The 11,283-nt window shown below is 66.0% G+C and carries 11 protein-coding genes; 7 read left to right on the top strand and 4 right to left on the bottom strand.

Features of this window, described 5'->3' with window-relative positions; genetic code table 11:
• Positions 1-2: 2 nt before the first annotated feature.
• The 3 genes from HPS01S_RS17700 to HPS01S_RS17690 all read right to left on the bottom strand — a co-directional run bounded on the left by HPS01S_RS17700 (position 3) and on the right by HPS01S_RS17690 (position 3,007).
• The gene (locus tag HPS01S_RS17700; protein WP_066159045.1) at positions 3-872 is read right to left on the bottom strand and encodes a sulfurtransferase; all 870 of its coding nucleotides are present in this window, start codon (positions 870-872) and stop codon (positions 3-5) included.
• Positions 873-958: 86 nt separating this feature from the next.
• Positions 959-1,849: a DMT family transporter gene (locus HPS01S_RS17695; protein WP_066159043.1), complete on the bottom strand. Its 891-nt coding sequence runs from the start codon at positions 1,847-1,849 to the stop codon at positions 959-961.
• Between the two features lie 6 nt (positions 1,850-1,855).
• The gene (locus HPS01S_RS17690; protein WP_066159040.1) at positions 1,856-3,007 is read right to left on the bottom strand and encodes an aromatic ring-hydroxylating oxygenase subunit alpha; all 1,152 of its coding nucleotides are present in this window, start codon (positions 3,005-3,007) and stop codon (positions 1,856-1,858) included.
• A gap of 270 nt (positions 3,008-3,277) precedes the next feature.
• Here HPS01S_RS17690 and HPS01S_RS17685 point away from each other — a divergent pair, with 270 nt between their 5' ends.
• From HPS01S_RS17685 to dut, 7 genes are all read left to right on the top strand, one after another.
• Positions 3,278-3,544 carry an exodeoxyribonuclease VII small subunit gene (locus HPS01S_RS17685; protein WP_066159037.1) on the top strand — a complete coding sequence of 89 codons (267 nt, stop codon included), beginning with the start codon at positions 3,278-3,280 and terminating at the stop codon, positions 3,542-3,544.
• A complete protein-coding gene (locus tag HPS01S_RS17680) occupies positions 3,541-4,446 on the top strand; it encodes a polyprenyl synthetase family protein (protein WP_066159035.1) in 906 nt (301 codons plus the stop codon). The genes HPS01S_RS17685 and HPS01S_RS17680 overlap by 4 nt, the downstream gene beginning before the upstream one ends.
• A 36-nt stretch (positions 4,447-4,482) precedes the next feature.
• Complete coding sequence (gene dxs, locus HPS01S_RS17675; protein ID WP_066159033.1) at positions 4,483-6,378, top strand: 1-deoxy-D-xylulose-5-phosphate synthase; 1,896 nt, start codon at positions 4,483-4,485, stop codon at positions 6,376-6,378.
• 225 nt (positions 6,379-6,603) lie between these two features.
• Entirely contained in the window at positions 6,604-7,683 is a 1,080-nt protein-coding gene (locus HPS01S_RS17670; RefSeq protein WP_066159030.1) for a TRAP transporter substrate-binding protein, read from the top strand.
• A 116-nt stretch (positions 7,684-7,799) separates the two neighbouring features.
• Complete coding sequence (locus tag HPS01S_RS17665; RefSeq protein WP_066159027.1) at positions 7,800-8,399, top strand: TRAP transporter small permease subunit; 600 nt, start codon at positions 7,800-7,802, stop codon at positions 8,397-8,399.
• Between the two features lie 17 nt (positions 8,400-8,416).
• Positions 8,417-10,246 carry a TRAP transporter large permease gene (locus HPS01S_RS17660; protein ID WP_066159025.1) on the top strand — a complete coding sequence of 610 codons (1,830 nt, stop codon included), beginning with the start codon at positions 8,417-8,419 and terminating at the stop codon, positions 10,244-10,246.
• A gap of 23 nt (positions 10,247-10,269) precedes the next feature.
• Positions 10,270-10,719 (top strand): dUTP diphosphatase, encoded by a 450-nt coding sequence (gene dut, locus HPS01S_RS17655; RefSeq protein WP_066159022.1) that lies wholly within the window; start codon positions 10,270-10,272, stop codon positions 10,717-10,719.
• A gap of 22 nt (positions 10,720-10,741) precedes the next feature.
• Here dut and HPS01S_RS17650 read toward each other — a convergent pair whose 3' ends face one another.
• Entirely contained in the window at positions 10,742-11,281 is a 540-nt protein-coding gene (locus HPS01S_RS17650; protein ID WP_066159019.1) for an FKBP-type peptidyl-prolyl cis-trans isomerase, read from the bottom strand.
• Between the last annotated feature and the right edge of the window lie 2 nt (positions 11,282-11,283).

Genomic DNA, 11,283 nt, shown 5'->3' with positions numbered 1-11,283 from the left:
CGTCAGCCGGGAACTTGACTCCGGGCACAGGGCAGGCCTGGCGTGTTGCACCATTCGCTCCAGCTGCCTGGAAAGAGGGCTGTGCGTCCGAAGCCGGCGATTTCCATGGCCAGCAGGTTGGGGATGGCGCTCACGCCACTGCCGCAGTGGTGCACCACCGCAGCCGGGTCGCGCGACCCCAGCAGGCGCTCGAAGTCGGCCCGCAGTTCGGAGGCCGGCTTGAAGCGGCCGTCCGGTCCGATGTTCTCGGTGAACGGCCGGTTGAGCGCCCCCGGGATGTGGCCCGCTACCGGGTCCAGTGGTTCGACCTCGCCGCGGAAGCGGGCCGCGGCGCGTGCGTCGACCAGTGTGAGGTCGGGCTGGCCCAGCCGGCGTGCGATGTCGGGCGCGGCCAGGGTCTCGGCGCGGGCGGGCTGCAGTTCGAACCGGCCGTTGGCGGGCGGCGGCGACGGACCTTCGGCGACCGCACCGCCCGCGGCCTCCCAGGCGGCCAGTCCGCCGTCGAGCACCGCCACGGCCTCGTGGCCGCACCACTTGAGCATCCACCAGAGCCGGCCACAGTAGTTCGCGCCCTGCCGGTCCATCGCCACCACCTGCTGGCCCGGGTTCAGACCCAGCGCCTGCAGACGCATGGCAAATGTTTCGCGGGAGGGCAGGGGATGCCTTCCGCCACTGGCGCGGTCGGGCCCGGTCTTGTCGCTCAGGTGCTCGTCCAGGTCCACATGCACCGCGCCGGGGATGTGGGCGGCTTCGAACTGCTGGCGCCCGGCGGCGGGGTTCATCAGGTCGAAGCTGCAGTCCATCACCAGCACCGGCTGGCGGTCGTCCAGGAGTTGCCGCAGCTGCGCGGCGGAAATGAGGGTGGTGTACATGCGACTGATTTTCCTGCACAGAGGGACCACTGACCATCACACCAAAGTCCTAAAGACCCACCCGCCGCGTGCAGGCGCGCACGGATTCAGTGCTCTTCTGCCGGCGCGTGGGGCACGGTTCGCGTGCGCAGCACGGTCGCCGCAATGCCGCTGACGATGATCAGGCCCATGCCGGCCCAGCCGATCAGGGGCAGCCGGTCGCCGAACACGGTCAGTCCGAAGATGCCGGCGAACACGATGCCCGAATACTGCAGGTTGGCCACGACCATGGTGGCACCGCTGGCGTAGGCACGGGTCATGCACAGCTGGCCGCCCAGCGCCAGCAGCCCGATGGGCAGCAGCCAGAGCGCGGAAGGCCAGCTCCATGGCGTGGCACCGACGAACAGCATGCCGATCAGGCCGGCGACCACAGCCCCGATGGAGAAATAGAACACCGTGCGGCTCTCGGGCTCACCCGCCCGGCTCAGCGCCGACACCTGCAGGTAGGCAAAGGCCGCGAAGATGCCGGACATCAGGCCAACCAGTGCGCCCAGCATCTGGTCGGGAGCCAGGGTGGGGCGCAGCATCATCGCCACGCCGCCGAAGCCCGCCAGCACGGTCAGGAACAGGGGAGCCTGTTGCCGGACCGGCGCATTGCGGCCCTGGGTCAGCAGGGCACCGCCGAGCAGGAAGGTGGCGATCCAGACGCTGCTCATGTAGTTGAGCGTCATCGCCGTCGCCAGCGGGAGGATGGCAATGGCGTAGAACCAGGCGGTCAGCGAGATGGTGCCCACCACGCTGCGCCAGACATGCATCATGGGCACCGTGGTGCGCAGCGAGACGCCGCTGAACCGGGTGAACCCGTAGAGAAACACCACCCCCACCAGACCGCGGTAGGTGACGATCTCGAAGCTGTTGAAGTGCGCGGATGCGAACTTGATGCAGACCCCCATGCTGGCGAAAAACAGGGACGCCAGCAGCATCCAGAGGGCCTGCATGGGGTCTCAGCCTTTCAGCGCGTCGCCGAGGCGGCCGCGGTACCACTCGTGGAAGTGCTGCATGCCGTCTTCCATCGGGCTCTGGTAGGGACCGACCTCGTTGTCGCCGCGCTCGTACAGGGCCTTGCGGCCCGCGTCCATGCGCTCGGCGATCTCGTCGTCCTCGATGCAGGTCTCCATGTAGGCGGCGCGCTGCGCCTCCATGAAACCGGGTTCGAAGGCGGCGATCTCCTCGGGGTAGTAGAACTCCACCATGTTGAGTGTCTTGTCGACCCCCAGCGGGTGCAGGGTCGAGACCGTCAGCACGTGCGGGTACCACTCCACCATGATGTGCGGGTAGTAGGTCAGCCACACCGCGCCCTGTGCGGGCAGCTCGCCGTTGCGGTACTGCATCAGCACCTCGTGCCACTTCTGGTACGTGGCGCTGCCGGACTTGAGCAGGTTCTGGATGCCCACGGTCTGCACCGAGTACTCGGGCTTGAACTCCCACTGCAGGTCGTCGCAGGTGACGAAGTTGCCCAGTCCGGGGTGGAAGGGCACGACGTGGTAGTCCTCCAGATAGACCTCGATGAAGGTCTTCCAGTTGTAGTTGCAGGTGTGCAGTTCGACGTGGCCCAGCACCATGCCCTCGAAGCTCAGCGTGGACGCCGGACCCATGTTCGCCAGATCGGCGGCGATGTCGCGGCCGTTGTCTTCGAACAGCAGGCCGTTCCATTCGCGCAGCGAATAGCGCTTGAGATCGGCGCAGGGGTCGTGCGAGAAATGCGGGGCGCCCAGCAGGTTGCCCAGCTTGCTGTTGGCCGACTGGCCACCGCTGTAGGTCCAGCGGTGCAGGGGGCAGACGATGTGGCCACCGCTGTGACCCTTGGCGTTCTGGTTCAGGTTGCCGCGGCCCTTGAGCATCACGGCCTGTCGGTGGCGGCAGATGTTGGAGACGAGTTCGACGCCGTTGGCGGTGCGAACCAGCGCGCGTCCTTCACCCTCCTGTGGCAGGGCGAAGTAGTCGCCCAGCTCGGGAACCGCGTTCACGTGCCCCACGTAGCGGGGCCCGTGCTGAAAGATCGTTTCAAGTTCCCTGCGGAACAATGCCTCGTCGAAGTAGCTGGAAACCGGCAATTGGCTTGCGGCCTGCTGCAATTGAAGACTCAAATCAGACATGGTGGTCTTGACCTAAAGACTCCCCCTATGAAGGGGCAGGGTGAAGCGCTCGAGCGAGTGAACGATCTGCGCGGGATGGGTGAAGTGCTGCGTCCCTCCGGGCGTGCGAGGCCCGTCAGTTGAACAAAAAAGAGGCGGGATTGTACCCCGCCCCTTCCAGGCCCCTGCGGTGGCTGGAGATTGAGCGGACCGGGGGATAAAATCGCGCGCTGGCCCTGCCGTCCGCAGGGTGTCCGTCGGGTGTTTGCCACCCGCAATCGACTTCAGCGAATGACCTCTCCGACCCCCACAAAGTCCACCCGATCAAGCCGCTCGGCCGAAGCGTCTGCCACCCCGGCCAGCTACGAGGCCGCGCTGGAGGAGCTGGAGCAGCTGGTCGCCCAGCTGGATGCGGGGCAGTTGCCGCTGGACCAGCTGCTGGGTCGCTACCAGCGCGGCGCCGAGCTGCTGGCCTACTGCCGCACCCGGCTGGAGGCGGTGGAGCAGCAGATCAAGGTGCTCGAAAACGGCGAGCCCAAACCCTGGGACGGCCAATGAGCGCGGGCCTGTCGGACAACACCGCGTTCGTGGCCTGGCGGGTGCGCCAGCAGGAGCACGTGGAGCAGGCCCTGTCGAACTGGGTGCTGGCCGATGCGCCGGCGGGTCTGGGGCTGGTCATGCGCTATGCGGTACTGGACGGCGGCAAGCGCCTGCGCCCGCTGCTGGCGCTGGCAGCTTGCGAGGCCGTGCAGGGCGACCCTGCAGTGGCCATGCGGGCGGCCTGTGCGGTGGAGCTCATCCATGCGTATTCCTTGGTCCACGACGACATGCCTTGCATGGACAACGATGTGTTGCGGCGGGGCAAGCCCACAGTGCATGTGAAGTACGGCGAGGCGCAGGCGCTGCTGGCCGGCGACGCCCTGCAGGCCCTGGCGTTCGAGTTGCTGGTGCCCGACGACGGTTCGGTGCCTGCGGCGCTGTCGGCCCGCCTGTGCCGCCAGCTGGCCGTGGCGGCCGGTGCATCCGGCATGGCCGGGGGGCAAGCCGTCGACCTCGCCAGCGTCGGCGTGGCGCTGGACCAGAAGGCCCTGGAGGGCATGCACCGTCTCAAGACCGGTGCGCTGCTGCAGGCCAGCGTCATGATGGGCGCGTCCACCGCCGCCCTGGACGCGGCCGTGCTGCGGCAGTTGTCCACCTACGGCGCCTGCATCGGCCTGGCCTTCCAGGTGGTCGACGACATCCTGGACGTCACCACCGACTCCGCGACGCTGGGCAAGACCGCGGGCAAGGACGCCGCCGCCGACAAGCCCACCTTTGTGTCGCTCATGGGCCTGGAGTCGGCCCAGGCCTACGCCGACGAGGTGCTGGACCAGGCGCACCAGGCGTTGTCCGCCAGTGCCTTGCCCCACACCGACACCCTGCATGCGCTGGCCGACTGGGTTGGCCGCCGCGCGTCCTGAACCCGGAAAGCCGCCCTCAAGCGAAATACCTGCCCCATGAGCAACCTGCTGTCCACCATCGAATCCCCGGCCGACCTGCGGCGCCTGTCCCGCACGCAGCTGCGCCCCCTGGCCGACGAACTGCGCGACCATGTGCTGCAGAGCGTCTCGAAAACCGGCGGGCACCTCAGCTCCAACCTCGGCACGGTGGAGCTCACGGTGGCGCTGCACTATGTCTTCAACACGCCCGAAGACCGGCTGGTCTGGGACGTGGGCCACCAGACCTACCCGCACAAGATCCTGACCGGCCGCCGCGACCGCATGTCCACGCTGCGCCAGCTCGGTGGCATCAGCGGTTTTCCGCGCCGCGACGAGAGCGAGTACGACACCTTTGGCACCGCCCACTCGTCCACCAGCATCTCGGCGGCGCTGGGCATGGCACTGGCCGCCAAGATGAAAGGCGAGAGCCGCCACGCGGTGGCCATCATCGGTGACGGCGCCATGACCGCGGGCATGGCCTTCGAGGCGCTGAACAACGCCGGTGTCGAACACGGCCGCCTGCTGGTGATCCTCAACGACAACGACATGTCGATCTCGCCCCCGGTGGGCGCGCTCAACCGCTACCTGGCCCAGCTCATGAGCGGCCAGTTCTACGCCGCCGCCAAGAACGTCGGCAAGACTGTGCTCAAGGGCGCGCCGCCGCTGTTCGAACTGGCCAAGCGGCTGGAAGAGCACGCCAAAGGCATGGTGGTGCCGGCCACGCTGTTCGAGAAGTTCGGCTTCAACTACGTCGGCCCCATCGACGGGCACGACCTCGACTCGCTCATCCCCACGCTGGAGAACGTGCGCCACCTGCTGGACAACGGTGCGGGGCCGCAGTTCCTCCACGTGGTCACGAAGAAGGGGCAGGGCTACAAGCTGGCCGAGGCGGACCCCGTGGCCTACCACGGCCCCGGCAAGTTCGATCCCGCCGTGGGCCTGGTCAAACCGGCCACGCCCCCCAAACCCACGTTCACGCAGGTGTTCGGACAGTGGTTGTGCGACATGGCTGCCGCCGACCCCAAGCTGGTGGGCATCACGCCCGCCATGCGCGAAGGCTCGGGCATGGTGGAGTTCCACCAGAGGTTCCCGGGCCGTTATTTCGACGTCGGCATCGCCGAACAGCATGCGGTGACCTTTGCCGCCGGGCTGGCTTGCGAAGGCATGAAGCCGGTGGTCGCGATCTACTCCACCTTCCTGCAGCGGGGCTACGACCAGCTGATCCACGATGTGGCGCTGCAGAAGCTGCCCATGGTGTTCGCACTGGACCGCGCGGGCCTGGTGGGTGCCGATGGCGCGACCCACGCCGGTGCCTACGACATCGCCTACCTGCGCTGCATCCCCAACATGTCGATCGCCTGTCCGTCGGACGAAGCGGAAACGCGCCAGTTGCTGTCGACGGCCCACCACCAGGACCACCCGGTGGCGGTGCGCTATCCGCGCGGTGCCGGTGTGGGCGCGGCGGTGCCGGCCAGTCTGGATGGGCTGCCGTTCGGCAAGGGCGAGGTGCGGCGGCGTGGTCATGGCGTGGCCATCCTGGCCTTTGGAACCCTGCTGCATCCGGCGCTGGCGGCCGCCGAGGCGCTCGGTGCCAGCGTCGCCAACATGCGCTGGGCCAAACCGCTTGACATGGACCTGCTGCGCGAGATGGCGCACAGCCACCAGGCGCTCGTCACGGTGGAAGAGGGCTGCGTCATGGGTGGCGCCGGCAGTGCCGTGCTGGAGGCCCTGCAGGCCGAGGGTCTGTCGATGCCCGTGCTGCAGCTCGGGTTGCCCGACGAGTTCATCGAGCACGGTGATCCCGCCAGGCTGCTGGCCAATGTGGGGCTGGATGCCAGCGGCATCGAGTCGTCCATCAGGCAGCGTTTTGCCGACGTGCTGGGTGGCTCCGGTGGTCTCAAGGCGGCCGCCTGAACGACCGCGTTGAAGAAATTTCACGGCCTGTTTGAGGCGTTTCGAAAGCCTGCACGGTTTGAGTGCAGCAAGCTTGCAAAAGCCTGAAAGCGTTCACGATCTTGCTCTGATTTCGAGGGAAAACCCCCACGGAAGGGGGGGGGGGCGTTCCTACAATGGCCCGGACTGCAGAAGTCCCCGACCCTTCCGGGCGGGCATGAAATACCAACCACGGAGTCATACAACATGGATCGTCGTTCCATCCTCAAGCACGCCGGCATCGCCGGTGTGCTGGCCGCAGGAGCAGCCCCCGCTGTGCATGCACAGGCCGCCATCCGCTGGCGCCTGGCCTCCAGCTTCCCCAAGGCGCTGGACACCATCTACGGTGCCGCCGAAGTGTTCGCGGAAAAAGTCAATGCGATGTCCGGCGGCAAGTTCGTCGTCTCCGTGCACCCCGCCGGTGAACTGATGCCCGCGTTCGGCATCGTGGACGGTGTGCAGCAAGGCACCGTCGAAGCTGGTCACACCGCCCCCTACTACTACTTCGGCAAGGACGACACCTTCGCCATGGGTACGGCCATTCCTTTCGGCCTGAACAGCCGCCAGCTGACCGCCTGGTACTTCGACGGCAACGGCATGAAGCTGTTCCGCGAGTTCTACGACAAGTACAACATCATCAACTTCCCTGGCGGCAACACCGGGTCCCAGATGGGCGGCTGGTACCGAAAGGAAGTCAAGACCGTGGCCGACATCAAGGGCCTGAAGATGCGCATTGGCGGTTTTGCCGGCAAGGTGCTGACCCGCATGGGTGGTGTGCCGCAGAACATTCCTGGCGGCGAGATCTACCAGGCGCTGGAAAAGGGCACCATCGACGCGACCGAATGGGTCGGTCCGTACGACGATGAGAAGCTGGGCTTCTTCAAGGTTGCCAAGAACTACTACTACCCTGGATGGTGGGAAGGCGGTGCCCAACTCGACTTCTACATCAACAAGGCCGCCTTCAACGCCCTGTCGAAGGAATACCAGGCCATTGTTGAAGCTGCAACGGCCTACGCCCACACCGAGATGCAGGCCCGCTACGACGCCCGCAATCCGCAGGCGATCAAGCGCCTGGTGGCCAACGGCGCCAAGGTGCTGCCGTTCCCCAAGGCCGTCATGGACGAGGCCTTCAAGCAATCGATGGCCCTCTACACCGAGCTGAACGACACCAACCCAGCCTGGAAGAAGATCTACACCGACTACTCGGCCTTCCGCAAGGACGCCAACGTCTGGTTCCGCTTCACCGAAGCCAACTTCGACAACTTCATGCAGCGCCAGAAGCTGTAAGCTTCACGGCCTTCCGCAAAAAGAACCCCGTCCCCACGGGGTTTTTTTGCGTGGAAGGTACCCTGACATTTTTCTGAATCCCTCGCGCCTGCACCCTTCAACACAAGGGGACCTTCATGTCATTCCTCCTCACGCTCTCCCGCCTGATCGACGCGCTGACCGAGCGCATCGGCAAGCTCGCCATGTGGTTCATCCTGGCGACCACCATGATCAGTGCCGGCAACGCCATCGTGCGCAAGCTCTTCGACACCAGCTCCAACGCCTTCCTGGAAATCCAGTGGTACCTGTTCGCGGCGGTGTTCATGCTGGGCAGCGGCTACGCCTTCCTGCGCAATGCCCATGTGCGCATCGACTTCATCTCGTCGAAGTTCAGCGCGCGCGGCCGCAACTGGGTGGACGTGATCGGCATCATCGTCTTCGTGTTTCCGCTGTGCTACATGATGGCCACGCTGGGCTGGCCGCTGTTCGTGAACGCCTACGAATCCGGCGAAATGTCGTCCAACGCGGGCGGCCTGATCCGCTGGCCGGTGTATGCGCTGATTCCCGCCGGTTTTGCGCTGCTCGCGCTGCAGAGCCTGAGCGAGCTCATCAAGCGCATCGCCTTCCTGACCGGCAACGGTCCGGACGTGCTGGCCCATGAAGGTCCGAGCGAAGAAGAACTCCTGGCCCAGCAACTGCTGGAAGAAGAGCAGCAGCGCCTCAAGGCCGCGCAATAAGAGGCGAGAGAACCATCATGGAATTCATTGCATCCAATTTCGTGCCCATCATGTTCACCGGCTTGCTGGTGTTCCTGCTCATGGGCTTCCCGGTTGCGTTTTCTCTGGCCGCCACTGGCCTCTTTTTCGGTTTCATCGGCATGGAGGTCGGGCTGTTTCCGTCCAACCTGTTCCAGGCCCTGCCGCTGCGGGTGTTCGGCATCATGCAGAACGACACCCTGCTGGCCATTCCGTTCTTCACCTTCATGGGCATCATCCTGGAGCGAAGCCGGATGGCCGAGGACCTGCTGGAGACTGTGGCCCAGGTGTTCGGCCCCGTGCGCGGTGGCCTGGCCGTGGCCGTGATCCTGGTGGGCGCGCTGCTGGCCGCCACCACCGGCGTGGTCGCTGCGGCCGTGATCTCAATGGGCCTGATCTCGCTGCCCATCATGCTGCGCTACGGCTACAACCGGACGATCGCCACCGGCACCATCACCGCATCGGGCACGCTGGCGCAGGCGATTCCGCCGTCGCTGGTGCTGATCGTGCTGGCCGACCAGCTCGGCCGTTCGGTGGGCGACATGTACGCCGGTGGCCTGCTGCCCGGCCTGATGCTGGTGGGCCTGTATCTGGCCTTCATCGCGGCCGTGGCCATCTTCAAGCCCGACTGGGTGCCGGCGCTGCCCCAGGAGGCGCGCATCTACCGCGAACCCAACGGCGCGAGCGGCCACCGTTCATTGCTGGTGCTGCTGGCGATCTGCGGCGTGGCTGGCTACATCTGGGCCCAGAACCACAACGCCATCATCAACCCGATGATCGGGCGCGAAATGGAGGCCGCAGGCGACGAGGTGGTCATCATGTCCATCACCGTGGCCTCGCTGCTGGCTCTGGCCCTGGCCATCGTCAACCGCATCACCCGCATGGGCCTGCTGTCCCGCCTGGCCGAGCAGGTCACCTTCGTGCTGATCCCGCCGCTGGTCCTGATCTTCCTGGTGCTGGGCACCATCTTCCTGGGCATTGCAACGCCCACCGAAGGCGGCGCCATGGGCGCCCTGGGCGCGCTGATCATGGCGGCCTCGCGCAAGCGCCTGAGCCTCGACCTGATGAGGCAGGCCGGCGAGAACACGACCAAGCTGGCCATCTTCGTGCTGTCGATCCTGATCGGCTCCACCGTGTTCAGCTTTACTTTCAACGCAGCCGACGGTCACATCTGGGTCGAGCACCTGTTCGACAAGCTGCCGGGCGGTGCGCTGGGCTTCCTGATCATTGTGAACCTGCTGGTCTTCGTGCTGGGCATGTTCATCGACTTCTTCGAGATCGCCTTCATCGTGGTGCCGATGCTCGCGCCAGTGGCGGCCAAGGTGCTGCCGGAGCTGCTGCCTGAAGGCGCGCCGCCGGAGATGGCTCTGATCTGGTTCGGCATCATCCTTGCGATGAACCTGCAGACCTCGTTCCTCACACCACCCTTCGGCTTCGCTCTGTTCTACCTGCGCTCGGTGGCTGCCCGCAACGACTACACCGACCAGGTGACCAAGCAGCGCATCCCTGCGGTGACCACGGCGCAGATCTACAAGGGCTCCATCGCCTTCATCATCCTGCAGCTGATCATGGTGTCCGTCGTCATTGCCTACCCGAAGCTGGTGATCGGCAATATCGAGGCCGCCGCCAAGGTGGACGACGCCACTGTGACCGACATGCTCAACAACATGCCGGGCCTCGAACAGGAAGAGGAGCAGGACCCGACCCAGGGCATGGAGGGGGCCGAGCAGCCCGCCGAAGGCGATGCGGCCGAACCCGCTGATGAAGAGGAGGTCGATCCTGCCAAGGCGCTGGAAGACGAACTCAAGAGCGAGAAGACGGGGCAGTGAGCCCCTTCTGCGGAACCCGAAACATGCAGATTGATGTCAAGGTGCTGGATCCGCGCATGGCGGGCCAGCTTCCCTCCTACGCGACGGCCGGCAGCGCGGGCCTGGATCTGCGTGCCTGCCTGGACGCGCCGCTGACCCTGGCGCCCAACGCCTGGCAACTGGTGCCGACCGGGCTGGCGATCCACCTCGCCGACCCGGGCTACGCCGCCATGATCCTGCCCCGGTCGGGGCTGGGCCACAAGCACGGCATCGTGCTGGGCAACCTGGTCGGTCTGATCGACAGCGACTACCAGGGCCAGCTGATGGTGAGCGCCTGGAATCGCAGCGATGTGGCCTTCACCATCGAACCCATGGAGCGCATTGCGCAGATGGTCATCGTGCCCGTGGTGCAGGCCCGCTTCAATGTGGTGAGTGATTTCGCCCAGGCCAGCGAACGCGGCGCGGGCGGTTACGGATCGACCGGGCGCGGCTGACCGGCGCAGCCCGCGCGCTGCGTCAGTGCAGGGTGGGAGCCTGAGGCGGTTCGTCGCCGGGACCTGAGGGGTCCACCTGCATCCGGAAAAAGCCGGTGCCCAGCGTGCCCCGGCCGATTTCGCTGACCTCGGCCTCGCGCACGTCGTGCACTTTCAGCCGGATGCGCAGCGCGATGCCCGCCAGCGGGTGGTTGCCGTCCATGACCACGTGGTCCGGGTAGATGTCGCTGACGAAGAACAGACGGTCCTTGGGGGCAGCGGCGCTGCAACCCTCCGGCAGTCCCTCGAAGCCCATGCCTTCTTCCAGGTGCTCGGGAAACAGGTGGCGCGGCTCCAGGAACAGCAGCCGGTCGTCGTAGTCACCGAAGGCGTCGTGCGGCTCCAGCTGCAGTTCCAGCGAATCGCCGGCCTCGTGGCCCTGGAGCGCCTTCTCCAGGCTGGCCAGCAGATCATTGCCACCCACCAGGAACTCGACGGGCTCGTCCAGTGCATCGAGTTCTTCGCCCAGCGTGTCCTTGAGTGTCCAGGTCAGCGCGACCACACATTGTTCGGTGATTTTCATCC

Source organism: Hydrogenophaga pseudoflava NBRC 102511, assembly GCF_001592285.1.
GTDB lineage: Bacteria > Pseudomonadota > Gammaproteobacteria > Burkholderiales > Burkholderiaceae_C > Hydrogenophaga > Hydrogenophaga pseudoflava.
Note: the sequence above shows the minus strand (reverse complement) of the source record. Positions and strands in the feature narration are given on the sequence as shown.